Annotated in this window: 20 protein-coding genes; 7 read left to right on the top strand and 13 right to left on the bottom strand. The window is 55.4% G+C overall.

Features of this window, described 5'->3' with window-relative positions; translation table 11 throughout:
- Positions 1-11 precede the first annotated feature (11 nt).
- Together sthA and QN378_RS03830 are read right to left on the bottom strand one after the other, a co-directional pair.
- Positions 12-1,406 carry a Si-specific NAD(P)(+) transhydrogenase gene (gene sthA, locus QN378_RS03835; protein ID WP_322202378.1) on the bottom strand — a complete coding sequence of 465 codons (1,395 nt, stop codon included), beginning with the start codon at positions 1,404-1,406 and terminating at the stop codon, positions 12-14.
- A 196-nt stretch (positions 1,407-1,602) separates the two neighbouring features.
- Positions 1,603-2,598: an FAD:protein FMN transferase gene (locus QN378_RS03830; RefSeq protein WP_322202377.1), complete on the bottom strand. Its 996-nt coding sequence runs from the start codon at positions 2,596-2,598 to the stop codon at positions 1,603-1,605.
- Positions 2,599-2,734: 136 nt separating this feature from the next.
- On the opposite strand from QN378_RS03830, the gene QN378_RS03825 reads away from it, so the two are divergent.
- Both QN378_RS03825 and QN378_RS03820 read left to right on the top strand, forming a co-directional pair.
- Positions 2,735-3,295 (top strand): chalcone isomerase family protein, encoded by a 561-nt coding sequence (locus QN378_RS03825; RefSeq protein WP_322202375.1) that lies wholly within the window; start codon positions 2,735-2,737, stop codon positions 3,293-3,295.
- Between the two features lie 135 nt (positions 3,296-3,430).
- On the top strand, positions 3,431-4,726 hold the full coding sequence (locus QN378_RS03820; RefSeq protein WP_322202373.1) for an MFS transporter: 1,296 nt from the start codon (positions 3,431-3,433) through the stop codon (positions 4,724-4,726).
- Between the two features lie 67 nt (positions 4,727-4,793).
- On the opposite strand, the gene QN378_RS03815 is transcribed toward QN378_RS03820, so the two are convergent.
- A complete protein-coding gene (locus QN378_RS03815; RefSeq protein ID WP_322202371.1) occupies positions 4,794-6,257 on the bottom strand; it encodes a glyceraldehyde-3-phosphate dehydrogenase in 1,464 nt (487 codons plus the stop codon).
- Between the two features lie 178 nt (positions 6,258-6,435).
- Here QN378_RS03815 and mfd point away from each other — a divergent pair, with 178 nt between their 5' ends.
- Positions 6,436-9,888 (top strand): transcription-repair coupling factor, encoded by a 3,453-nt coding sequence (gene mfd / locus QN378_RS03810; RefSeq protein ID WP_323547060.1) that lies wholly within the window; start codon positions 6,436-6,438, stop codon positions 9,886-9,888.
- Between the two features lie 129 nt (positions 9,889-10,017).
- Positions 10,018-12,720 (top strand): DEAD/DEAH box helicase, encoded by a 2,703-nt coding sequence (locus QN378_RS03805; protein WP_323547061.1) that lies wholly within the window; start codon positions 10,018-10,020, stop codon positions 12,718-12,720.
- Between the two features lie 126 nt (positions 12,721-12,846).
- On the opposite strand, the gene QN378_RS03800 is transcribed toward QN378_RS03805, so the two are convergent.
- From QN378_RS03800 to QN378_RS03790, 3 genes are all read right to left on the bottom strand, one after another.
- Complete coding sequence (locus QN378_RS03800; protein ID WP_322202365.1) at positions 12,847-13,587, bottom strand: S-methyl-5'-thioinosine phosphorylase; 741 nt, start codon at positions 13,585-13,587, stop codon at positions 12,847-12,849.
- A gap of 11 nt (positions 13,588-13,598) precedes the next feature.
- Entirely contained in the window at positions 13,599-14,597 is a 999-nt protein-coding gene (gene nagZ, locus QN378_RS03795; protein WP_322206836.1) for a beta-N-acetylhexosaminidase, read from the bottom strand.
- A 194-nt stretch (positions 14,598-14,791) separates the two neighbouring features.
- A complete protein-coding gene (locus QN378_RS03790; RefSeq protein WP_322202363.1) occupies positions 14,792-15,496 on the bottom strand; it encodes a TetR/AcrR family transcriptional regulator in 705 nt (234 codons plus the stop codon).
- A gap of 286 nt (positions 15,497-15,782) precedes the next feature.
- Between QN378_RS03790 and lexA the strand changes: the two genes are divergently transcribed.
- Together lexA and sulA are read left to right on the top strand one after the other, a co-directional pair.
- Positions 15,783-16,391, top strand: coding sequence for a transcriptional repressor LexA (lexA, locus tag QN378_RS03785; RefSeq protein WP_322202361.1), 609 nt, complete (start codon positions 15,783-15,785; stop codon positions 16,389-16,391).
- Positions 16,392-16,401: 10 nt separating this feature from the next.
- The gene (sulA, locus tag QN378_RS03780; RefSeq protein WP_322202359.1) at positions 16,402-16,875 is read left to right on the top strand and encodes an SOS-induced cell division inhibitor SulA; all 474 of its coding nucleotides are present in this window, start codon (positions 16,402-16,404) and stop codon (positions 16,873-16,875) included.
- 27 nt (positions 16,876-16,902) lie between these two features.
- Here the strand turns inward: sulA and QN378_RS03775 are convergent, their stop codons facing one another.
- The 7 genes from QN378_RS03775 to QN378_RS03745 form a co-directional block, all read right to left on the bottom strand.
- Complete coding sequence (locus tag QN378_RS03775; protein ID WP_322202357.1) at positions 16,903-17,136, bottom strand: hypothetical protein; 234 nt, start codon at positions 17,134-17,136, stop codon at positions 16,903-16,905.
- A 72-nt stretch (positions 17,137-17,208) separates the two neighbouring features.
- Positions 17,209-17,730 (bottom strand): DUF6586 family protein, encoded by a 522-nt coding sequence (locus QN378_RS03770; RefSeq protein WP_322202355.1) that lies wholly within the window; start codon positions 17,728-17,730, stop codon positions 17,209-17,211.
- 159 nt (positions 17,731-17,889) lie between these two features.
- Positions 17,890-20,502: a type I DNA topoisomerase gene (gene topA / locus QN378_RS03765; RefSeq protein WP_322202353.1), complete on the bottom strand. Its 2,613-nt coding sequence runs from the start codon at positions 20,500-20,502 to the stop codon at positions 17,890-17,892.
- Positions 20,503-20,615: 113 nt separating this feature from the next.
- Positions 20,616-20,852 carry a DUF1653 domain-containing protein gene (locus QN378_RS03760; RefSeq protein ID WP_322202351.1) on the bottom strand — a complete coding sequence of 79 codons (237 nt, stop codon included), beginning with the start codon at positions 20,850-20,852 and terminating at the stop codon, positions 20,616-20,618.
- A gap of 126 nt (positions 20,853-20,978) precedes the next feature.
- Positions 20,979-22,154, bottom strand: coding sequence for an acetyl-CoA C-acyltransferase FadA (fadA, locus tag QN378_RS03755; protein WP_322202349.1), 1,176 nt, complete (start codon positions 22,152-22,154; stop codon positions 20,979-20,981).
- A 24-nt stretch (positions 22,155-22,178) separates the two neighbouring features.
- Positions 22,179-24,326, bottom strand: a complete 2,148-nt coding sequence (fadB, locus tag QN378_RS03750) for a fatty acid oxidation complex subunit alpha FadB (protein WP_322202347.1) — start codon at positions 24,324-24,326, stop codon at positions 22,179-22,181.
- Positions 24,327-24,736: 410 nt separating this feature from the next.
- Entirely contained in the window at positions 24,737-25,174 is a 438-nt protein-coding gene (locus QN378_RS03745; RefSeq protein WP_322202345.1) for a hypothetical protein, read from the bottom strand.
- A gap of 97 nt (positions 25,175-25,271) precedes the next feature.
- On the opposite strand from QN378_RS03745, the gene QN378_RS03740 reads away from it, so the two are divergent.
- Complete coding sequence (locus QN378_RS03740; RefSeq protein WP_322202343.1) at positions 25,272-25,712, top strand: universal stress protein; 441 nt, start codon at positions 25,272-25,274, stop codon at positions 25,710-25,712.
- Positions 25,713-25,747: the final 35 nt, after the last annotated feature.

The following is a 25,747-nucleotide window of genomic DNA, read 5'->3' as shown; positions in this document are numbered from 1 at the left end:
GCCGGAGCCGCTTAAAAAAGCCGGTTAAGACCATCGTAAGCAGCTACCCGATAGGCTTCGGCCATGGTCGGGTAGTTAAACGTGGTGTTGACGAAGTACTTCAACGTATTGGCCTCGCCCGGCTGGTTCATGATCGCCTGACCGATGTGCACAATCTCTGATGCCTGGTCACCGAAACAATGCACGCCCAACACTTGCAGCGTGTCTCGATGGAACAGAATTTTTAACATGCCTACCGGTTCGCCGGAGATCTGCGCCCGCGCCATGCCTTTAAAGAATGCCTTGCCAACTTCGTAAGGGACCTTCGCTTGAGTCAGCTCGTGCTCGTTTTTACCGATCGAGCTGATCTCAGGTATCGTATAAATGCCGGTCGGCACGTCGTTGACAAAGCGCCAGCTGCCGTTATCGACCACACTGCCCGCCGCCGATCGCCCTTGGTCATAAGCGGCACTGGCCAAACTTGGCCAGCCGATCACGTCGCCGGCGCCATAGATGGTTGGCACACTGGTACGGTAGCTTTCATCGACTTCAATCTGACCACGACCGTTGGCTTTAATACCGACGTTCTCCAGACCTAGCTTGTCAGTGTTACCGGTCCGACCATTACACCAAAGCAAAGCGTCAGCCTTGATTTTCTTACCCGACTTGAGGTGCAGGATCACTCCGTTTTCCAAGCCTTCAACCTTTTCGTAATCTTCGTTATGACGAACCATCACGTTGTTGTTGCTGAAGTGGTAGCTCAGTGCCTGGGCTATTTCCGAATCCAGAAAGCTCAGTAACTGCTCACGGTTGTCCACCAACTCAACCATCACGCCTAGCCCGCTGAATATCGAGGCGTATTCGCAGCCGATAACGCCAGCGCCATAGATAATCAATTTACGCGGGGTATGTCCGAGACTAAGGATGGTGTCGCTGTCGTAAATTCGCTTATGAGAGAAGTCGATATCCGCCGGACGATAAGGGCGAGAGCCCGTGGCGATAATGACTTGGCTGGCGACCAGCTTTTCCACTGCGCCATTGGCGCACACCACGTCGACCGTGCGCTCATCAGCAAAACTTCCGGTGCCGAAAAAAACATCAACTCGGTTACGGGCGTAGTAACCGGTACGCGAGGCCACCTGTTTATTGATCACCTTTTCGGCGTTTTTCAATACGTCCGGAAATGAAAACCAGCGCGGCTCACCAATAGCCCGAAACATCGGATTGGTATTGAATTGGATAATCTGCTTGACCGAGTGACGCAGTGCCTTGGATGGGATAGTGCCAAGGTGAGTGCAGTTGCCGCCAACCTGCTGACGGCTATCGACCATCGCGACTTTGCGCCCTGCTTTCGCAGCGTTCATTGCCGCTCCTTCTCCCGCAGGACCGGAACCCAGTACCACTACGTCGTAGTTGTAAACAGCCATGCGTACTCCTATAGAACGGGCCGAAACGCCACTCTGGCGTCTTTGGCTAAATCAAGTCGCGGCCAGCGACATGAAAGATCAAAACCTGGGGCGCAGTTTAAACAAGCGCCGACGCCGCGAACATTAACCCTTGGTCGCGTCGTAGGCCAACGTTGTGTGCACTACATGCGCATCGAGTCGATAAAGCTGCGGTCAGCTACTGCAATTTACCGGGAAACAGCCTGTCAAATTCCGGGCTACTGCGGATGATAAAGCGGTTATCGGCTCGAATCACAAAAAAGGCGGCGATTTTATGCGTGTCGGCATAGACCCATCCACGCTCAGGGCCAAGGATCTCCAGCAATGTCGACAATCCGTCGGCCATTAACGTGGAGGGATCAATGACTGTGACCGATGCCAGTGCGTGCACAATCGGCGCCCCGGTCAACGCGTCGAAGGTATGGGAGTAACGCTTTGCGTCCTGTTCGAAATAGTTTCGATAGTCCCCGGAGGTGGAAACACCATAACCGTCCAGCTCGATAATTTGTTCGGGAACCTGCTGATCATCCCGCGGCACCTCAAGCGCCACACGCCACGATGACCCGTCGGTTTTTTTGCCGACTGCCTTTAACTCCCCAGTGGCCTCGGCCAAATAACTCTGTATACCCAGTGACTGTAAGCGGGCACTGATAAGGTCCACCGCATACCCGGCGGCAATACTATTGAAATCGACCTCAACTGGCGCGTCCTTACACAACCGATCACCGTCAATGGTTAGGTGAGCATGGCCTACACGCCGCAGCACCTGTGCCAATTGTTCCGGTGTTGGCACACGCTCGACCCGGGCTTGCGGCCCAAAGCCCCACAAATCGAGCAACGGTTCGACCGTCAGGTCGTAAGAGCCGCGGCTGTCAGTGGACAGCTGCTCACCGAATCGAACCAACTGCAAGACGCTTTCGGGCATCGGTTGGCAACTGTTGCCGGGCAGCTTATTGAACCGTTCAATGTCAGAGTCGGCACGGTAAGTCGACAATTGTCGATCAACTTCAGCCAGAATCGCATCGACCTGAGGCTGAACATCCTCTGCTCGCGGCCCACCAGAAGGCCTCACGTACTGCACTGAATAGCTGCTGCCCATGGTTGGGCCGGTGAAGCTTTCCTGACTATCACCCGAACCACATGAGGTCACGGCACTTATCAGCAGCAAAGACATCGAAACCCTTACCCACCAGCGGGAGATCTGAAGCGAAGTCAGTCGAATAGTCCAATTGAAACGCATTCATCACTCGCAAAGCCCGGAATTGGGCAACAATTGTCTTAGTCTGAAATCAAAAAGAGGCGCGGCCATTATGCGATATTTGCTTGTCTGCTTATTGCTGTTATTAAGCCCAATAGTCTCAGCCAGTTCTGCAGACCGACTCAAGGAGGCTGCTTTTCCTAATCAGTTGAGCGATCGAACGCCAGCGCTCATGCTAAAAGGTCAAGGCGTATTGACTTATCTTTGGGCAGACGTTTATGCCGCTGCCCTGTTCAATGAACCGTCAATCAGTGCTGCCCAAGCGTTCAGCGGACAACGCGCACAATGTCTTGAGCTGTATTACTTTCGAGCCATTGACCGCTCAGACATGATTAAGGCCGCAGATGCAACCTTGGCTCGTCAACAAAGTGAAGCCACCCTCACCCGACTGAAACCGGAATTAGATCAGTTGCACGCGAGCTTTCAGGACATTCAGCGCGGTGACCGGTACCTATTGAGCTTTCAACCCCAACGCGGCCTTAGCCTAGAGCGTAATGGCCAAGTGATTTTCAGAAGCGCAAACCCCGAGTTGGCACACGTCTATCTCGGCCTGTGGCTGGCCCCGGATGGATTGTCTAAGAGTCTGCGTAAAGCCCTGTTAAATCGGACTTAGCCCGAGGTTTTCAGTTGTCTTGACGACCTAATACACATATTGTTACATCCGGTGCTGCATGCAGGCAGGAAGCCAACGTGCCATAAAGAAAAAAATAAGGGATTCCAGCTACATAGCCTAAGTGAGTAATTTGAAATGTCCTCGAATACGGGCAAAGGCAAAGCGATTTTTCGCGTTGTCAGCGGCAATTTTCTGGAAATGTTCGACTTTATGGTTTACGGCTTTTATGCCACAGCCATTGCAAAGACCTTCTTTCCTACCGATAGCGCTTTTGCTTCGCTGATGCTGTCCCTAGCGACCTTTGGTGCTGGCTTTCTAATGCGGCCATTGGGCGCGATTTTCCTAGGCGCCTACATTGACCGTCACGGTCGCCGCAAAGGTCTGATCATTACGTTAGCGATGATGGCCATGGGCACGGTGCTTATCGCCTGCGTACCGGGTTACGCCACGCTCGGTGTCGCAGCGCCGCTGTTGGTGCTGTTCGGGCGTCTGTTACAAGGCTTCTCCGCCGGTGTAGAACTGGGAGGCGTTTCGGTTTACCTCGCAGAAATCTCCACGCCAGGCCGTAAAGGTTTCTTCGTTAGCTGGCAGTCGGCCAGCCAACAAGCTGCGGTTGTATTCGCCGCCCTGCTCGGTGTTGGTCTCAACCATTGGTTGAGCCCGGAGCAAATGGGTGATTGGGGCTGGCGCGTACCGTTCCTGATCGGCTGCATGATCGTTCCGGCGATCTTCATTATTCGTCGTTCGCTGGAAGAAACGCCTGAGTTCCAGGCCCGCAAACATCACCCAACCTTAGGCGAAATTATTCGTTCGATCGGCCAGAACTTTGGCTTGGTATTGGGTGGCACCGCGCTGGTGGTGATGACCACTGTGTCGTTCTACTTGATCACCGCTTACACACCGACCTTCGGTAAAACCGAGCTGCACCTGACCGACTTGGAAAGCTTGCTGGTCGCAGTATGTGTGGGTATCTCGAACTTCATCTGGCTGCCAGTCATGGGCTCGCTGTCTGACCGCATCGGCCGCAAACCGCTGCTGTTGGCCGCAACTATCTTGGCATTGCTCACGGCTTACCCTGCGCTTTCCTGGCTAGTGGCTCACCCTAGCTTTGAAAACCTTTTGATTGTTGAGTTGTGGTTGTCGTTCCTATACGGCTCGTACAACGGCGCCATGGTTGTAGCCCTCACCGAAATCATGCCAGCAGATGTACGGACAACCGGTTTCTCTCTGGCCTACAGCTTGGCAACAGCCACTTTCGGCGGCTTTACACCCTTGGCCTGTACCTACTTGATCCACGCACTGGACAACAAGGCAGCGCCTGGCATCTGGCTCAGCGGTGCAGCGCTTCTCGGGTTGATCGCAACGCTGGTACTGTTTCGCAAAGGCAAAAACCGACTGGAAGCGCCTCAGGCCATTCCTGCTAGCGCCTGATAGTAATTTTAAAAAGCTGTAATAAAAAATGCCCCGACTCAGTCAGGGCATTTATTACAAAAGCTACTTACTTCGGAAACGCTGGCGGGTTAACCCCGGCAATGTCTTCCATCACACGAACAACCTGGCAGCTGTAACCGAATTCGTTGTCGTACCAGACATACAGAACAACGCGGTTGTCGTTGCAGATTGTTGCCTCGGCATCGACAACACCGGCGTGACGTGAGCCGACGAAGTCGGTGGACACTACTTCCTGCGAATGAACGAAATCGATCTGCTTATGCAAATCGGAGTGCATTGCCATGTAGCGCAAGTACTCGTTGATTTCTTCACGGGTGGTGGGTTTCTCAAGGGTCAAGTTGAGAATCGCCATGGACACGTTAGGCGTCGGTACCCGGATCGCATTGCCGGTCAGCTTACCAGCCAGTTCAGGCAACGCCTTGGCAGCAGCGGTGGCAGCACCGGTTTCCGTGATGACCATGTTCAACGCAGCACTACGGCCGCGGCGATCGCCCTTGTGGAAGTTATCGATCAGGTTCTGGTCGTTGGTATAAGAATGAACCGTTTCAACGTGACCGTTCACGATGCCGAACTTGTCATTAACCGCTTTGAGCACCGGCACTATGGCATTGGTGGTGCAAGAAGCCGCCGAAATGATCAAGTCATCTGCGGTGATCTGGTCATGGTTAATGCCATGCACGATGTTCTTCAGCTTGCCTTTGCCAGGCGCAGTCAACACAACGCGGGCAATGCCGGGGCAGGTCAAGTGCTGGCCCAGACCTTCGGCATCGCGCCACACACCGGTGTTATCTACTAGCAAAGCGTTTTTGATGCCGTACTGGGTGTAATCCACGTCAGTCGGATTCTTGGCGTAGATTACCTGTATCAGGTTGCCGTTTGCAGTGATGGTATTGTTGGCTTCATCAATGGTAATGGTGCCATCGAACGGACCATGTACCGAGTCGCGACGCAGCAAGCTGGCACGCTTGATCAAATCATTGTCGGCGCCTTTACGCACAACAATCGCCCGCAAGCGCAAACCATCGCCGCCGCCGGTTTTTTCGATCAGTATCCGTGCCAAGAGGCGACCAATTCGGCCGAAACCGTACAACACAACATCGGTGCCTTTGCCCGAGGTAGCGCTTTGTTGACCCACTACATCAGCCAATTCGTCACGCACAAACTGTTCAGCGCTGCGGCCTTTGCCCTCAGCCTTGAACTTCACAGCCAGCTTGCCCAAGTCTACCGAAGCAGCACCCAGTTTTAGCTCGCTCATGGCTTTGAGCAGCGGGAACGTCTCATGCACGGACAACTCGACGCCATCGGCTTGCCGGTGACGAGCAAAACGATGTGCTTTAAGAATTGCGATGACTGAACGGTTGATCAGGCTGCGGCCATAAATCGAGCTCACCACATTATTATTGCGGTAGAGCTGACCGATGAGAGGGATCATTGCCTCGGCGAGGGCTTCACGATCGATCCATTCACCAAGACACTGGTCGGGCTTCTGAGTCACGGGAACCTTCCACATGTAGGGGCTGAAAAAAGGGACTACATTATGCCGCCGCCTTTGTTTATGAGCAATGCGTGACGTTGAGATCACACGGCACTACATAAATTCCATGCACGTAAAACGCTGAAAACTGACAGCACGCACCTTCGTTCGCTACAATCAACCGCCCTTTCGCAACGCTGGAGCTCAACCGTCCGTGCCCGTTCTGCGTATCCCGAAACTCCCTGCTGCGGCAGGCAAACAACACTGGGGAAATTTGCCCGGTGCTGCCCTCAGTCTGGCCATTGCCGAAGCTGCCAGCGCTGCCAAGCGTTTTACGCTGCTGCTAACCGCTGACAGCCAAAGCGCCGAGCGTCTTGAGCAAGAACTCGGCTTTTTTGCGCCAGACTTGCCCGTACTGCACTTTCCAGACTGGGAAACCCTGCCCTACGACCTGTTTTCGCCGCACCAGGACATTATCTCCCAGCGCATCGCCAGCCTTTACCGGCTGCCAGAACTGGCGCACGGCGTGCTGGTGGTTCCCATCACTACCGCTCTGCACCGACTGGCCCCGACCAAGTTTTTGCTCGGCAGCAGCCTGGTGCTGGACATCGGCCAAAAGCTCGACGTCGAGCAAATGCGCATCCGCCTTGAAGCCAGTGGCTATCGTTGCGTGGATACGGTGTACGAGCACGGTGAGTTTGCCGTCCGTGGCGCGTTGATCGATCTGTTTCCCATGGGCAGCAAACTGCCGTACCGGATCGATCTGTTCGACGACGAAATCGAAACCTTGCGCACGTTCGACCCGGAAACCCAGCGTTCCATCGACAAGGTGCAGTCAGTTCGGCTGCTGCCTGCGCGCGAGTTTCCGCTGCAAAAAGATGCCGTTACTCGTTTCAAGGCTCGGTTTCGCGAGCGCTTCGATGTGGATTTTCGCAAGTGCCCGATCTTCCAAGACCTGAGCAGCGGAATCACGCCGGCCGGGATCGAGTACTACCTGCCGCTGTTCTTCGATGAAACCTCGACCCTGTTCGATTACCTGCCCCAAGACACCCAGGTGTTCTCGCTGCCCGGCATTGAACAAGCGGCCGAGAACTTCTGGGGTGATGTGCGCAACCGCTATGAAGAGCGCAAAGTCGATCCTGAACGGCCGTTGCTGCCGCCCAGCGAATTATTTCTCCCCGTGGAAGACTGTTTCGCCCGCCTGAAAAGCTGGCCACGGATAGTCGCCAGCCAACAAGACGTCGAAACCGGCATCGGCCGTGAACGGTTCCCGGTTCTGCCGCTGCCGGATCTGGCCATCGAATCCAAGGCCACCCAACCACTGGCCGCGCTATCAAAGTTTCTCGACGAGTTTCCGGGGCGCGTATTGTTTACCGCCGAGTCTGCCGGGCGCCGCGAAGTGTTGCTGGAGCTACTGGAGCGCCTGAAGCTGCGGCCAAAAACCGTCGACGGCTGGACGGACTTCACAGAAGGCAAAGATCGCCTGTCGATCACCATTGGGCCGTTGGACGAAGGCCTTATCCTGGAGCAGCCAGCCCTTGCGCTGATCGCAGAAAGCCCGCTGTTCGGCCAACGCGTCATGCAACGTCGGCGTCGGGAGAAGCGCACCGACGGCGGCAACAATGACGCGGTGATCAAGAACCTCACCGAACTGCGTGAAGGTGCCCCTGTGGTGCATATCGACCACGGTGTGGGCCGCTATCTGGGGTTAGCGACGCTGGAAGTCGAAAACCAGGTGGCCGAGTTCCTGATGCTGGCATACGCCGAAGAGGCGAAATTATATGTGCCAGTAGCCAACTTGCACTTAATCGCACGATACACCGGCAGCGATGACGCCTTGGCGCCGCTGCATCGGTTGGGCTCTGAAACCTGGCAGAAAGCCAAGCGTAAGGCCGCCGAACAGGTTCGCGATGTCGCGGCGGAGCTGCTCGACATTTATGCCCGTCGCGCCGCCCGTGAGGGTTATGCTTTCGCTGACCCCAAAGCCGACTACGCAGCCTTTAGCGCCGGCTTCCCGTTCGAAGAAACCCCGGACCAGCAAACCACCATCGATGCCGTGCGCGCCGACATGCTCGCGCCAAAGCCGATGGACCGCTTAGTGTGCGGCGACGTGGGCTTCGGCAAAACTGAAGTGGCCATGCGCGCGGCGTTCATCGCCGTGCACGGTGGTCGCCAAGTTGCCATTCTGGTCCCGACCACCCTCCTCGCTCAGCAACACTACAACAGCTTTCGGGATCGCTTTGCCGATTGGCCGGTGAGCGTCGAAGTCATGAGCCGCTTCAAGTCCACCAAAGAGATCAATGCCGCCGTGGCGGACTTGGCTGAAGGCAAAATCGACATTGTGATTGGCACGCACAAGCTGCTGCAAGACGACGTGAAGATAAAGAACCTTGGGCTGGTAATCATCGACGAAGAACACCGTTTCGGGGTACGCCAGAAGGAACAGCTCAAGGCCCTGCGCAGTGAAGTCGATATCCTGACCCTGACCGCAACACCGATTCCGCGAACGCTGAACATGGCCGTGTCGGGGATGCGCGACTTGTCGATCATCGCCACTCCGCCGGCGCGTCGTTTGTCGGTCCGTACCTTCGTCATGGAGAACAACAAAAGTACAGTCAAAGAAGCCCTGCTCCGTGAACTGCTGCGTGGCGGACAGGTTTACTACCTGCACAATGACGTCAAAACCATCGAGAAATGCGCTGCGGACTTGGCTGAGCTGGTGCCGGAAGCGCGCATCGGCATCGGTCACGGGCAGATGCGTGAACGCGATCTCGAACAGGTGATGAGCGATTTCTACCATAAGCGTTTCAACGTGCTGATCGCCTCGACCATCATCGAGACCGGGATCGACGTACCAAGCGCCAACACCATCATCATCGAACGAGCTGACAAGTTTGGCTTGGCACAATTACACCAATTGCGCGGCCGGGTGGGGCGCAGTCACCACCAAGCGTATGCCTATCTGTTGACGCCGCCTCGCGCACAAATCACCCCAGACGCCGAGAAGCGTCTGGAAGCGATTGCCAACACCCAAGACCTTGGAGCGGGCTTCGTGCTCGCCACCAATGACCTGGAAATCCGTGGCGCCGGCGAACTATTGGGCGATGGTCAGAGCGGGCAAATTCAGGCTGTGGGCTTCACCCTGTACATGGAAATGCTCGAGCGCGCGGTCAAGGCCATTCGTAAGGGCGAACAACCGAACCTAGACCAGCCTTTGGGCGGCGGCCCGGAAATCAACCTGCGATTGCCGGCATTAATCCCCGAGGCGTACCTGCCCGACGTACATACACGCCTGATCCTCTACAAGCGCATTGCCAACGCCGCCGACGAAGAAGGTCTCAAGGATTTGCAGGTCGAGATGATTGATCGCTTCGGCCTGCTGCCCGAGCCGACCAAAAATCTGGTACGCCTAACGCTGCTAAAGCTGCAAGCCGAGCAATTGGGTATCAAGAAAGTCGACGCCGGTCCTCAAGGTGGGCGTATTGAGTTCAGCGCCAGTACCCAGGTTGATCCCCTGGTACTGATCAAGCTGATTCAGGGCCAGCCCAATCGCTACAAGTTCGAAGGCGCCACGCTGTTCAAATTCATGGTGCCCATGGAACGTCCGGAGGAGCGTTTTAACACGCTGGAAGCTCTGTTCGAACGTCTTGCGCCGAAAAAAGCCTGAATCGTTAAAAGCGCTCCACTTGCACCGCACGCACGGCCATACTGGTCGACGTTTATCACAAAGCACTCAAGGGGCGCACTGCGCCCCTTGCCTTTTGAGCACCGCTGCGGCGTAGGGCTGTATTGAACTGTGTCGTCAATTCTTGAAAGAGTTTTAGCCTCTTCGTGGGCAGATGGTTTCAAAGCTCAAAGCCTTGAGCGAGGGCGCGACTATGCCCGGCAACAACGCATCATGTTGCACCACCTGAGCGGGGAGTTAGTCCAGACGCTATGCCGAGGCTCAAGCCTGGAAATCTACACCCAAACTCTCAAGCTCAAAGACCCGGAGAAATACAGCCAGTTCGTGGTCGCCAAATGCACCTGCCCAGTACGTAACAACTGTAAGCACTGCGCCGCCGCTTTGTTTTTCCTGCAAGCCCCGGAAAATCAGCCATCGATCCTTGCTGCGCTCGACATAGCCAACCCCACGCCTGATCTCGCTCCCCCCGTAAAACAAAAACCGGCGCTGCCCGAACGCACAATCGACTACTTTCCACGTCCACGGCTGACAGTTGCCAGTGTCGAGTACAGTGCCTACGAACCACGTAACGGCCGTATGCAACGGCACCTCCAGCACCGCGCGGCCTTGGCTTTTGGCTATGGTCCTTACTATGCGGCGGGCAAACCCGTCGATATGGTTTTGCACGAGCAAACCGAGACCCTGCGCCTCCATCGCCACGCCGATGAGGAAAAACGCTGCTACGAGGCGATGCACGACTGTGGCTTTAAGCTGGCGACTCGGCAAAGCAAGGCGCTACCCGACAGCGCCGGGGACATGTTCGAACTGCCGAACGATAAAGCCTGGCTGCACTTCATGACCCACCAATTGCCGCTATTGCGCGAACAGGGCTGGGAAATTGATATTTATGATGATTTCAGTTTCGACGTCACACCCGTCGAAGACTGGTATGCGGTCATTCAGGAGAAACCGGAACACGACTGGTTCGACCTGGAACTGGGGATTGTCGTCAACGGCGAACGCCTGAGTTTACTGCCGATTCTGATCAACTTGCTGCGCACTCACCCTGAATTGATGAGCGCCAGCGGGATTGCCAAACGCCGCGACGACGAACAGCTTCTGGTGCAGCTCAATCACTTCACGCAAAAAGGTGGCGAACCGATTCAAGTGGCGCTGCCCTATGGCCGACTGAAACCGGTGTTAGCAGCCTTGGGCGACTTCTATTGGCACGACGATGGCAATAATGCGCTTCGCCTGAACACTGCCGACGCTACCCGTCTGACGGCACTGGACAACTTGCCGCTGATTTGGGAAGGCGGCGAACGCTTGCGTCGCTTCGCCGAGCGCTTGGCCAACATTAAAAATTTCTCGGTCGGTATACCCGAGCGCTTGAATGCGACGTTGCGACCCTATCAGCATGAGGGCTTGAGCTGGATGCAATCGCTGCGCGAGCTGGAAGTCGGCGGCATTCTAGCTGACGACATGGGCCTGGGAAAAACCCTGCAAACCTTGGCTCACCTGCTTATAGAGAAACAGGCGGGTCGCATGGACCGCCCTTCGCTGGCGGTAATGCCCACTAGCTTGATTCCAAATTGGATGGACGAAGCCGAACGCTTTACCCCGGAACTGAAAGTCTTGGCGCTGCATGGTGCAGGTAGAAAACGAAATTTTACAAACCTGCACGAATACGACCTGATTTTGACTACCTATGCGCTGCTGCCACGGGACGTTGAGTTGCTGGCGCTACAACCGCTGCACGTGCTGATACTGGACGAAGCGCAGTACATCAAAAACCCCCGCAGCAAGGCCGCTCATGCTGCGTGCAGTTTGAATGCCCGGCAACGGCTGTGCCTGAGTGGTACGCCACTGGAAAACCACTTGGGCGAGCTGTGGTCGCTGTTTCACTTTTTGATGCCGGGCTGGCTGGGTGACAACAAACACTTCAATAGCAACTACCGCAAAGCCATTGAAAAAGACGGCAGCGAGTTACGTTTGCAGCATCTGAATGCCCGAATCAAGCCGTTCTTGCTGCGCCGGACTAAAGAGCAAGTGGCCACCGAACTGCCCCCGAAAACCGAAATAGTGCATTGGGTTGAGCTCAATGACACTCAACGTGATGTGTACGAAACCGTGCGGCTGGCCATGGATAAAAAGGTTCGCGAGGAGATAGGTCGCAAAGGCATGGCGGGCAGCCAGATCATTATTCTTGAAGCCTTGCTGAAATTGCGCCAAGTGTGTTGCGATCTGCGCTTAGTCAACAGCGCCCCTGCCATCGGGCGCCATGGCAGCTCGGCCAAACTTCACAGCCTGATGGAGATGTTCGAAGAATTGTTGGCCGAGGGGCGAAAGATCCTGCTGTTTTCCCAATTCACTTCAATGCTAGCGTTGATTGAAGCGGAGCTGAACCAACGGGGCATCGAATACGTGCTGCTTACCGGCCAAACCCGCGACCGCCGTGCGCCGGTGCAGGACTTTCAGAGCGGTAAGGTACCGGTGTTTCTGATCAGCCTGAAAGCAGGCGGTACCGGCCTGAACCTGACCGCCGCCGACACCGTGATTCATTATGACCCGTGGTGGAACCCGGCAGCGGAAAACCAAGCCACCGACCGTGCGTATCGCATCGGTCAGGACAAACCCGTATTCGTCTATAAGATGATTGCGCGAGGCACCGTCGAAGAGAAAATCCAGCGCTTGCAGCAAGAAAAATCAGCGCTGGCATCCGGTGTACTTGATGGCCGAACAGCTGGAGACTGGCGACTTGAGAGCGAAGACATCAATGCTTTGTTTGCCCCGCTGCCTATACCGTCGCCGAAGCCGAAAAAGGTCAGGCCGTGAGCTAAATAATCTGGAGCCGACGTGTTGGGGTTCAGAAAAATCCGCAGGCCGAATACATCGGGAAGGGCGTCGCTCGGTGCATCAGTGAATCGCAATCACATTGGTTCATCCAGAAAGCCGCCGCGCTCAATCAGCCGTCAGCACCCTGGCCAAGGTTGCTTTAACCTTGCCCATTCCGTCGTGCAAAGCCTGTTCGATTTCCGCCATGGTAATCACCGCCGACGACTTCCCGGCAGCAGGATTAACCACCAATGCCAAACACGCGTAGGCCAGGTCGATCTCACGCGCCAATGCAGCTTCAGGCATACCGGTCATCCCGACGATATCGCACCCGTCACGCTCCAGACGAACGATCTCCGCCACGGTTTCCAGGCGTGGACCCTGAGTGCAGGCGTATACACCCTGGTCGCTGTGGTCGCACCCTTCAGCGGCCAGCGCAGCAATCAGTCTAGCGCGCAGTTCTTCGCTATAGGGATAGCTGAAGTCGATGTGGGTTACGTGTTCCAGGTCGTCGGCGAAGTACGTGTGTTCACGGCCGCCGGTGTAGTCAATCAACTGGTGTGGCACGCAAAAGTGGCCAGTGCCCATTGCCGGATGAATCCCGCCAACCGCATTCACCGCCAGAATCGCTTCGGCCCCGGCCTGCTTCAATGCCCAGAGATTGGCGCGGTAGTTCACTTGATGCGGTGGAAAGCGATGGGGATGACCGTGTCTGGCTAGAAATAATACTTCGCGCCCGGCGTATTCACCGACCTGAATCTCGCCAGAAGGCGCGCCGTAGGGCGTGTTCATGGGTAACGATTGACGGATGTTCAGCCCTTCCAGTTGAGTCAGTCCGGTACCGCCGATAATCGCGTAAACAGTCATGGCAAAATCCTTTAATCAATCAGTTGGGCGGCACGCAACGCTTCAAGCGCTGCCAGCCAGCGCGGGTGCTGACGGTATTCAGTGGTGGCGTAAGCCTGCCCGCGCATCCGCGCGATACGCAGCGACGGTGCGACCTTCATCCGCTGCAGCGCGCTAAGGGCCAGCTCAGCGGCACCGCGATCATTACACACCAGGCCCATGTCACAGCCGGCCGAAAGCGCCGCCTCGATACGGCTTGCCGCATCCCCGACCACATGCGCACCCGCCATCGAAAGGTCGTCGCTAAAAATCACACCGTCGAATTTCAATTCACCACGTAAGATGTCTTGCAGCCAACGGCGGGAAAAGCCCGCGGGCTGCGAATCGACCTGTGGGTAAATCACGTGGGCCGGCATCACTGCCGCCAGTTGCTTGCTTAGCCTGGCGAACGGCACAAGGTCGTTGGCGCGAATATCATCCAAACTGCGCTCGTCAGTCGGCATTGCGACATGCGAATCAGCTTCTGCCCAACCATGACCAGGGAAATGCTTACCAGTTGCGGCCATGCCGGCCGCATTCATTCCTCGAATAAAAGCCCCTGCCAACAGAGCTGCGCGCTCAGGATCACCGTCAAATGCCCGGCTACCCACTACCGCACTACGCTGATAATCCAGGTCCAACACTGGCGCAAAACTCAGGTCCAGGCCTACCGCTAAAACTTCGGTGGCCATCACCCAACCGCAGTGTTCGGCCAGCGTTGTGGCGTTCGGGTTGTCGGCAATGGCCCGCATCGCTGGCAAGCGGATAAAGCCCTGACGCAACCGCTGCACGCGACCGCCTTCTTGATCCACCGCAATCAACACGTCAGGTCGAATGGCACGAATTGCAGCGCTAAGCTCGCGGACTTGCCGAGGATGCTCGATATTGCGCGCAAAAATGATCACACCACCGACTTCGGGCTGACGCAGTAGCTGGCGATCTTCGGCGGTCAACCACGTACCGGCGACATCGACCATCAACGAGCCTTGCAGGCCTGAACTCATCATGAAATTCCTTAACTCATACAGCCAAACCCTACAAAGGCGTGGCATCAGGCACAGTGCACACGGCCAGACGCGCAACCCATGAGGACAAACGGGTTGGCGAGGGAGACACGAATAAACCGAAGGGTACGCATAGGCGGCTAGCTTAGCGGATGAACGCTGTCGCGCCCACCCGACTGCGGCTAAACCTTGGCGGCAGCCGGACTTTTGCTGCGAGGCTTGAGCTGTGCTGAAACCATGGCATCGTCGGTAACGCCGGTCTCGGCGCGCATGCCGGCCGCAAGGAAAGGCACCATTAAGCGCATCACCTGCTCAATCGACGTATTCACGCCGAAATCAGTCTCCGCGATAGCGCGCAACGCCTTGATCCCGGACATGCTAAACGCGGCTGCTCCGAGCATAAAATGTACACGCCAGAATAATTCTATCGGGGGAATACGCGGCGCGGCGTCATTGACCAACAGCATGTAGCGCCGAAAGACTTTGCCGTACATGTCTTCGAGGTAGCGCCGCAGATGGCCTTGGCTCTGGCTAAAAGCGAGGCCCAGCAGACGCATAAATATCGAAAGATCGTTGTTGCTACGAGGCTGGACTGCCAAAGCTTGCTCTACAAGAATTTCCAGCAGCTCTTCCAGTGTGGGTTTGTGATCGGGCTTGGTGTAACGGCGCTCAAGCTCACGATCCAGGCTGATGCAGAAAGGTCCGAGAAAGCGAGAGAATACTGCTTGAATCAAGGCCTTTTTTGACCCGAAGTGGTAATTCACCGCCGCCAAATTGACCGATGCTTTACTGGTAATCAACCGCAGCGACGTTTCCGCGAAACCTTTCTCCGCAAACAACTGCTCAGCAGCATCCAGGATGCGTTCTACTGTTTCCGACTGGGCCATGATCTTCGCCTGACAAACACTTGTTTGAAACATACGTTTCAAGCGGGTTGTTTGTCAACCCTGTGCATTCATTTTCTGGCTGGGCAGTCACGCTGGCATTTAACCCTACAACAATGCGTAAAGATCTTACAAACCAGGGCCTGAGAACCTGCCGGGACAAGCGATCGCGTCGAGTCTTTGTCAGGTCGGTAGAGACCGTCCAGCGGTCCGGATACAAAGGACGATTGCCAAGACGTAATCACTGTATATAATCCCAGTCACTGTATAAAAAGCCAGAGCGATCAACATGCTGAAACTGACGCCACGCCAAGCCGAAATTCTGGGTTTCATCAAACGCTGCCTTGAAGACAACGGCTATCCACCGACCCGAGCAGAAATCGCTCAAGAGCTCGGTTTTAAATCTCCCAACGCCGCTGAAGAGCACCTTAAGGCGTTAGCGCGCAAGGGCGCTATCGAGATGACCCCTGGCGCCTCCCGGGGTATTCGAATTCCGGGATTTGAAGCCAAATCCGAAGAAAGCAGCCTGCCAATCATTGGTCGAGTCGCTGCGGGCGCCCCGATACTTGCGCAGCAACATATTGAAGAGTCCTGCAATATCAACCCGGCTTTCTTCCATCCCGCTGCCGACTATCTGTTACGTGTCCACGGCATGAGCATGAAAGACGTCGGCATTCTCGACGGTGACCTGATTGCCGTACACACCTGTCGCGAAGCTCGCAACGGGCAGATCGTGGTCGCTCGGATCGGTGACGAAGTAACGGTAAAACGTTTCAAGCGTGAAGGCAGCAAAGTCTGGCTGATCGCGGAAAACCCTGACTTCGCCCCTATAGAAGTGAACCTTAAAGATCAGGATCTGGTTATCGAAGGCTTGAGCGTCGGCGTCATTCGCCGCTAAAGGAGATTTTATGCAGTTCCACCAAACCCCACAGCATGCTCAATTACCACTGTTCGAGGCATTTATGGCACAGCCCATCGCCCCGCTACTTACAGACGTGGTCGAAACGCCCTGGAATTCAGCGCCAGAAGTTTTTAGTGAATTGTCGTTGCGCGGCGCGGCCGGAAATTGTCTAAATCTTTTGGCGCCGATTCTGCGCGAGCTGAGTCAGGATCAAGATGCGCGATGGCTAACGTTGATCGCACCGCCGTCGAGCCTGACTCAAGCCTGGCTGCGTGACGCGGGATTAAACCGGGAGCGAATTCTATTGCTTCAACCGCGCGGCGTTCAAAGCGCACTGGAGTTAACCTGCGAAGCCCTGCGATTGGGCCGCAGTCATACAGTGGTGAGCTGGATCAATCCGATCAATGGCATAGGGCGTGAACAATTGATCAGCGCGGCAAGGACCGGTGACGCCCAAAGCTTGAATATTCGCCTGGGCTGATTTATCAGCCCACGACCACCCGACAATTCAGTGGAGAATTCGCGGGCCATTGTGCTTATCAATATCACCTTCCGCGAGACGTCCAGCCATTTGCACGCCAACACTCAGCATCGCTTTAGCAATTTCTACGTGCTGGCCCTGCAGGAATACTTTGGCGTCTGCAGAGAAATCCAACGTAACCAAAGACCCTTCGTCTTCGGCGCGGCGCAATTCAATACGTCCGTCAGGCAACTCGACAATTTCTAAAAAAGACGTTGGCATAGCGATCTGCTTCCCCGCAAAAAGTCGATATTGTACCAGCCCATCCGACTCAACCCCTAGCCCATCGATCATTCAGCACTCACTGAGCCCTTCTCGAAATCGAACCGTCAGTCCCTTTAGCTGCTGACGCCAGTCTTCCATTTCCGTGCGAGTCAAAGCCGGGGCAGGCTCGTCCCCTAGGCTGATAGCAATGATTGACGGTTGAGTAACATCACCCTTAGGTTTCTTCGGTGCGCGCGGCGGCTGGAACAGTGCGTTATAGGCGGCCAACAGCTGTGCCAGCCAGGTTTGCGAATGCTCAGCCAATTCGATCAGTTCGGCCATTTCGGGAATCGCAACAGCGCTTAATACGTCCTGCGTCAGCAACATTTCTGCCCGGGGCGCACCGGCTTGGGGTAAGCGATAGAAACCTGCGATCTCATGACACAGGCCCAGCAATGCACCGTACAAATGAAACAACGCACATTCGCGCTCGGACTGGATTAGCGCCTGTGCGTTCATGGCCCGGCTGTCTTCAGCTTTGCCAAGCGCTTCCAGGGCAAGCCCGGCGAAATAGATTTTCTGGTTGGTGCGGGTATAAAGCTCATGGGCCATGGCGCGACTCTCCATAACAAACAGTTTTAGCCATCAAAAACAATTTTAGAACAGCTGGACTTAAAGCAAATCTGGCTCGCGCAACACGCATTTTGCGCGTCGGGCGAGCCAGCATCCGACAACCGAAAAGCACCCAACCCGAAGGTCAGGCGCACATCATCAACGTTTGTCTTCGACCTTCCAGGCGTTGCCGTCGTAGAACGCACGCCAGCCTGTCGGCTTGCCTTCCACTTCAGTCTGCACATATTGCTCTTTGGTTTTGCGGCTGTAACGTATCACCGCAGGGTGCCCGTCCGGATCCTTCTTCGGTGCGTCGCAGAGGAAGTGATACTTGGGGTCGATTTCGTCCCGGTGAGGAACAATCTCGATCACCAGTGGCGCACGGGTCTCGCGATTTTTCGGGAATTGACTGGCAGCCAGAAACAAACCTGAAGCACCATCACGCAAGATATAGGTGTCGGTAACTTTCTCGCACTTCAACTCGGGCATCTTCACCGGGTCCATCTTGGGCCCCGCCGCTTCCCCGCTTTTCAGCAGTTTGCGCGTGTTTTTGCACTCTGCATTGGTGCAACCGAAGAACTTGCCGAAACGTCCGGTCTTTAGCTGCATCTCACTGCCGCACTTGTCACATTCCAGGCTTGGGCCTTCATAGCCCTTGATCCGGTAAGTGCCTTCTTCAACCTCATAACCCACGCAGTCAGGGTTATTGCCGCAGATGTGCAGCTTTCGCTTTTCATCCAGCAGATAGGCGTCCATTGCCGTGTTGCAAATGTGGCAACGGTGCTTACCACGTAATACCCGAGACTCAGACTCGCCTTCATCGTCCTCGGCAATTTCGTCACCTGGCGTCAGGTTAACCGTTGCCTTGCAGCGCTCTTTCGGCGGCAGGCTGTAACCAGAGCAACCCAGGAACACACCGGTGGAGGCGGTACGAATCTGCATCGGACGACCACACACTTTACAAGCGATATCTGTCATCACCGGTTGGTTGGCGCGCATGCCGCTATCCGCAGCCTCGGCTACTTCGAGTTTTTTCTTGAAGTCGCCGTAGAATTCGTCGAGGACATTTTTCCAATCACGCTGACCTTTAGCGACGTCATCAAGGTTCCCCTCCATGCCGGCAGTGAAACCATAATCCATAAGATCGGAGAAGCTCTCAGACAAGCGCCCAGTAACGATGTCGCCCATTTTTTCGGAGTAGAAACGGCGGTTATGAAGCGCTACGTAGCCGCGATCCTGGATAGTGGAAATGATCGCAGCATAGGTCGATGGTCGGCCGATCCCGCGCTTTTCCATCTCTTTGACCAAGCTCGCTTCGGAGTAACGCGCAGGCGGTTTTGTGAAGTGTTGAGTCGGGTCAAGCTGGTTCAACTTGAGCGTATCGCCCTGCCCCATATCCGGCAACACGTCGTCGTCGCCCGGCTTGGCCATCTGCGGCAGAACGCGAGTGTAACCATCAAACTTTAGGATACGACCTTTGGCGCGCAGTTCGAAGGTCCCGGCAGCGACACTGACGGTGGTCGACAGGTATTGCGCCGGTGGCATTTGACAGGCTACGAATTGGCGCCAGATAAGTTCATAGAGCCGCTCAGCGTCGCGCTCCATCCCCGTAAGCTTGCTCGGATGGGTATTGACGTCTGAAGGACGAATCGCTTCGTGAGCCTCCTGTGCGCCTTCTTTGCTGCTGTAGACGTTAGGCGCTTCAGGCAGGTACTTCTTGCCGAACTCGGTTTCGATATAGGCACGTGCCATGGTCACCGCATCAACCGATAGATTGGTCGAGTCAGTACGCATGTAGGTGATGTAGCCAGCTTCGTACAAACGCTGAGCCATCATCATGGTTTTTTTCACGCCGTAGCCCAAGCGGTTACTGGCAGCCTGTTGCAACGTGGAGGTGATAAACGGCGCCGATGGCTTGCTGCTGGTGGGCTTGTCTTCGCGCTTGACGATGCTGTAGCTGGACGCTTTGAGCTTCTCAAGCGCGGCCATAGCCGTGGTTTCGTTTAGCGGCTTGAACGCCTCGCCGCTTTCACGGGCGACTTCGAAACGTACGTTTGCGCCCTTGGCAGTGCCGAGGTCTGCGTGGATTTCCCAATATTCTTCAGGGTTAAACGCTCGGATCTCCCGTTCGCGCTCAACCACCAACTTAACCGCAACCGACTGGACGCGACCTGCTGATAGACCACGGGCAACTTTCTGCCAGAGCAGCGGCGAAACCATGTACCCCACCACGCGGTCGAGGAATCGACGAGCCTGTTGAGCGTTGACCCGATCAATGTCCAACTCACCCGGCTTGGAAAAAGCTTCCTGAATCGCTTTCTTAGTGATCTCGTTGAACACCACGCGCTTGTAGCGGCTGTCATCACCACCAATGGCTTCGCGCAGGTGCCATGCAATGGCTTCCCCCTCGCGGTCCAAGTCGGTTGCGAGATAGATGATGTCAGCATCTTTGGCGAGCCGGCGCAGCTCTTCGATCACCTTCTCTTTACCGGGAAGGATCTCGTACTTGGCTTTCCAGCCGTGATCAGGATCGACACCCATCCGCGACACAAGCTGGCGCTTTGCCTTTTCTTTCGGCGTCAGAACCGGTCCCTCGCCCGCAACAGCCTTGCCGCGCTTGGCAGCAGGCTCTTTGCTGGCGCTAGCCGAACCGCTGGTGGGCAAGTCTCGGATATGGCCGATACTCGACTTCACCACGTACTGGTTACCCAAGTACTTGTTGATGGTCTTGGCCTTAGCCGGGGATTCCACGATGACCAGCGATTTGCCCATGGATCAGAAAATTCCTGAATTTAGAAATGAAAGGCGCTTGGTGCCTGTCGAGGCACCGCTATATATAGTGGCAATAAGACGAGGTCAAGCACAGGCTACTGCGCGATCTCAACTCAGGGCCTTGAAAACAGGCTCGGTTCGGCTTGAACCAAAGCAAAGCGTGGCACCTGTTCGCCGTCAACTTCGACGGACTCCAGGAACATGCTCAAGGGACGCACCCAAAGACCGTAATCGCCATAGAGGGCTTGATAGAACACTACTTCTTCTTCGGTTTCAGAATGACGGGCAATGCTGAATACACGGTACTCAGGGCCCTTGTAATGGCGATAGAGTCCAGGCTGTAACTGCATGCTGCTGACCTCGAAAATGAAACCTGAAAATAAATTATTTTGAAATGCAACTTTTTGCAAAAAAACCAGCTTTTCATAAAAACAAAAGCCGGGGCACTTGGCCCCGGCTTCCCATCAGACGAACCTTTAGACGCGTTCGAAGACGGTGGCAATGCCCTGACCCAGGCCAATGCACATGGTCGCAACGCCAAGGTTGCCGCCATTCTGTTTCATAACGTTGAGCAACGTACCGGAGATACGAGCACCGGAACACCCAAATGGATGCCCAAGAGCAATTGCGCCGCCGTGCAGGTTAACCTTCTCGTTCATCTTGTCGAGCACTTTCAAATCTTTCAGCACTGGCAAGGCCTGTGCGGCGAAGGCTTCGTTCAGCTCGAAGAAGTCGATATCAGTGATATTCAGCCCTGCGCGCTTCAAGGCTTTTTGTGTTGCCGGTACTGGACCGTAGCCCATGATTGCGGGGTCCACACCCGCCACCGCCATCGAGCGGATGACCGCTAGAGGTTGGATGCCGAGGTCTTGAGCACGCTGCGCTGACATGACAATCATGCACGATGCACCATCGGTGATTTGCGAGGACGTGCCCGCCGTAACCGTGCCACCTTTAGGATTGAAGGCAGGTTTTAAGGCGGCAAGGCTTTCCAGAGTTGTATCCGGACGAATGGTTTCGTCGTAGTCGAACATTTTCAGGAAACCGTTCTCGTCATACCCTTGCATCGGGATGATTTCATCCTTGAACTTACCTTCAATCGTTGCCTTGTGGGCCAACTGATGTGAACGCACGCCAAAAGCATCTTGGGCCTCGCGGGTAATACCATGCATTTTACCGAGCATTTCCGCAGTCAAGCCCATCATCCCTGACGCCTTGGCAGCGTACAGCGACATATGCGGGTTTGGATCTACGCCGTGCATCATGCTGACATGGCCCATGTGCTCGACACCGCCGACCACGAACACATCACCGTTGCCGGTCATGATCGCTTGCGCGGCAGTGTGCAGCGCGCTCATGGATGAACCACACAAGCGGCTCACCGTCTGCGCAGCGGCGGAGTGCGGGATCTGAGTCAACAGCGAAGCCATGCGGGCAATGTTCCAGCCCTGTTCCAGGGTCTGGTTTACGCAACCCCAAATCACATCTTCGACTTCCGCAGGGTCAACTTTGACATTGCGTTCCAGCAATTTGCTAATCAGGTGCGCGGACATATCTTCGGCGCGGGTATTACGGTGCATGCCACCCTTGGAGCGGCCCATCGGGGTGCGACCGAAGTCAACAATCACGACGTCTCTCGGATTCAAGCTCATAAATTCCTCTCAGTCGTTGGGCGCTTAACCGAAGAAGCTCTGGCCATTTTTAGCCATCTCACGCAGCTTCGCGGTCGGATGGTACAAGGCGCCCAGATCAGCATATTTGTCAGCCAGGGCAACGAACTCAGCCACACCAACAGAGTCGATGTAGCGCAGCGCACCGCCACGGAATGGAGGGAAGCCGATGCCGTAGATCAAGCCCATGTCGGCTTCTGCGGCGGTGTCGACGATGCCGTCTTCCAGGCAGCGAACGGTTTCCATACACAGCGGAATCATCAACCAGTTGACAATGTCGTCGTCAGACACTTCGCGTTGCTCGTAGACAATTGGCTTGAGGACTTCAAGCACAGCGGCGTCCGTGACTTTCTTCGGCTTGCCCTTCTTGTCCATCTCGTAAGCGTAGAAGCCCTTGCCGTTTTTCTGCCCCAGACGATTGGCTTCGTAAAGCACATCCACAGCCGAACGACGGTCATCCTTCATGCGATCTGGGAAACCTTCAGCCATAACGTCACGACCGTGGTGACCGGTGTCGATACCGACCACGTCCATCAGATACGCCGGGCCCATTGGCCAACCGAATTTTTCCATCACTTTGTCGATACGGACGAAGTCCACACCGGCGCTGACCAACTTGGCAAACCCACCGAAGTACGGGAACAGCACGCGGTTGACCAAGAAGCCGGGGCAATCATTAACCACAATCGGGTTCTTGCCGATTTTCTTCGCGTAAGCCACAGCCGTTGCCACTGCAACTTCACTGGACTTCTCGCCGCGGATGACTTCTACCAGCGGCATCATGTGCACTGGGTTGAAAAAGTGCATGCCGACAAAGTTTTCCGGGCGCTTGAGGGCTTTGGCCAACAGGCTGATGGAAATGGTCGAGGTATTCGACGCGAGAATCGTGTCGTCCTTAACTTGGCCTTCTACTTCGGCCAATACCGCCTGCTTGACCTTTGGGTTCTCGACCACGGCTTCAACCACGAAGTCGACCGTGCCGAAATCGCCGTAGGAAAGCGTAGGACGAATCGCATTTAATGCGACGGCCATCTTCGCAGAGGTTAAACGGCCCTTGTCGACACGATTGCCCAGCAACTTGGACGCCTCGTTAAGACCCAATTGAATGGCGTCTTCACGAATATCCTTCATCAGGATCGGCGTACCTTTGACAGCCGACTGATAGGCAATACCGCCGCCCATGATCCCGGCACCAAGTACGGCGGCCTGCTTCACGTCTCTAGCGACTTCATCGTAGATTTTGGCTTTTTTCTTCAATTCCTGATCGTTCAGGAACAGGCCAATCAAGCTCTGCGCAGCAGAGGTCTTGGCCATTTTAACGAAGCCGGCGGCTTCGATTTCCAGAGCCTTGTCGCGGCCAAAGTTGGCGGCTTTCTGGATGGACTTGATGGCTTCAACCGGGGCTGGGTAGTTCGGGCCAGCCTGGCCTGCTACGAAACCTTTAGCTGTTTCGAACGCCATCATCTGTTCAATAGCGTTGAGCTTGAGTTTATCCAGCTTAGGCTGACGCTTGGCTTTGTGAGCAAACTCGCCGGAAATGGCACGTTTGACCAAGTCCAGCGCGGCTTCGGCCAATTTCTCTGGCGCAACAACCGCATCGACAGCGCCCACTTTCAGCGCGTCTTCAGCACGGTTTTCTTTGCCCGAAGCGATCCACTCGATAGCATTGTCAGCGCCGATCAGACGCGGCAAGCGAACGGTGCCGCCGAAACCTGGGTATAGACCCAACTTGACTTCCGGCAACCCGACTTTGGCGCTGCTCGACATGACACGGAAGTCAGCCGCCAAGCACATTTCAAAGCCACCGCCTAGCGCGATGCCATTGATGGCCACGACCGTTGGAACACCGAGGTCTTCGAAGTCGCTGAAGATTTTGTTGGCTTCGAGGTTGCCAGCCACCAGCTCAGCATCCGGCAACTTGAAGTTCTCGACGAACTCGGTGATGTCGGCGCCGACGATGAAGACGTCTTTGCCACTGCTGACAATCACACCCTTGATCGAACCGTCAGCCTTGATGCTATCTACAGCCTGACGCAATTCATTTAGGGTTAGACGGTTGAACTTGTTGACGGACTCACCCTTGAGATCGAACTTCAGTTCGACGATGCCACTTTCAAGAGCCTTAACCGTGATGGCTTTACCTTCGTAAATCATCAACTGATCTCCACGATATGGAAGCTGAACAATACGCGCTGGACGCTAGAGGCCGACGTGAATACGGTTTAACCCGTTATTACTACCATCTGCCTAGACACACCCACCGACGCGATACTCGGGATTCTGTAAGCGCTTTCCGACATGCAAACGCTCATTTCATACGCCCGTTTGATTTGGGTACGGACACCATCACGGAAATCCTGCCAATTGTCAATTCCGCAAAATTCCCGTGGAGACTGCAATATATCGACACGTCAGTAATCCACGCCGCGCTGGCTGCGGGTTTGATACCTGTCGGATGTAGGAATATTCACTGGATTAATAATTCGCAGGCACACGCGTAATGCCGCACCTAATCGGCGTAATTTAACCGTCGAAGGACCAATGAAAGGGTCAGTTTGGTCGCTTCAAGCCAACGATCTGAGGATGGCAGAAATCCGCTGCAATATTTCGGGTTCGCCGCGCTCAGCCCAATACAGTGAGATAAGCTGCTTGCTGGCTTCGACCTTGAACACGTCGCAGGGCAATGTACAAAACTGCGCCATCAGCAATGCGTCCTCGCAAGGTTCGCGCCACTGATTCAGCCAAATACCCGGAGCGGCTTGCCAATAAACCCAGCACGCAGGCTCTTTGCGACTACGCGGCAAGTGATACTGCGCACAGGGGCTTGGAGGTTCAGTGGGTAGCCAGTGCGGCCATTCTTGCGGCGCGAGCTGCATACCCAAGCCGATACGACGCGCCTCCAAGCGCAACGCCATTCTTCCACTCTGCCGTCGTGATGGCCGTAACCAGGCCAAAGGGCTCAAAATCATCGCAAGGATTGACAGCACTATCCAGACCGTCATAGTTCTTTCCCGGAAATAACCATCATTTAAAGGCGCACACGATTGTGCGCGAAAGAGCCATACTCAAGGCTATCGCAATCCTCAAGAGGTACTCCTCATGCCGTACGAACATATCCTGGTCGCTATCGACCTTACTGAAGAGTGCGATCCTGTTATACGCCGAGCGCGTGAATTGGCAGTCAGCAACAACGCCAAACTCTCACTGGTACACATCGTCGAGCCTATGGCAATGGCGTTTGGGGGCGACGTGCCCATGGATTTATCGCAACTGCAGCAACAGCAATTTGATCAGGCCAAAGAAAAGCTCGATGCCCTGAAATTGAAATATCCGGAAGTCAGCATCGGCGACAGCCACCTTACCTACGGCCAGCCGCGCCAGGAAATCCATCAACTGGCCAAAGCGCAGGCCTGCGACCTGATCGTTGTCGGCAGCCATGGCCGTCACGGCCTGGCTTTGCTGCTGGGTTCTACCGCCAACGACGTTCTTCACGGCGCGCCGTGCGATGTATTGGCCGTGCGCCTGAAAACACAGAGCTGACAAGTTCCTGTAAGGGCCAATCCGTTGGCCCCTAC

The sequence above is a fragment of the Pseudomonas sp. 10S5 genome (genome assembly GCF_035019745.1).
GTDB lineage: Bacteria > Pseudomonadota > Gammaproteobacteria > Pseudomonadales > Pseudomonadaceae > Aquipseudomonas.
This window is presented reverse-complemented; position numbering and strand designations above follow the sequence as displayed.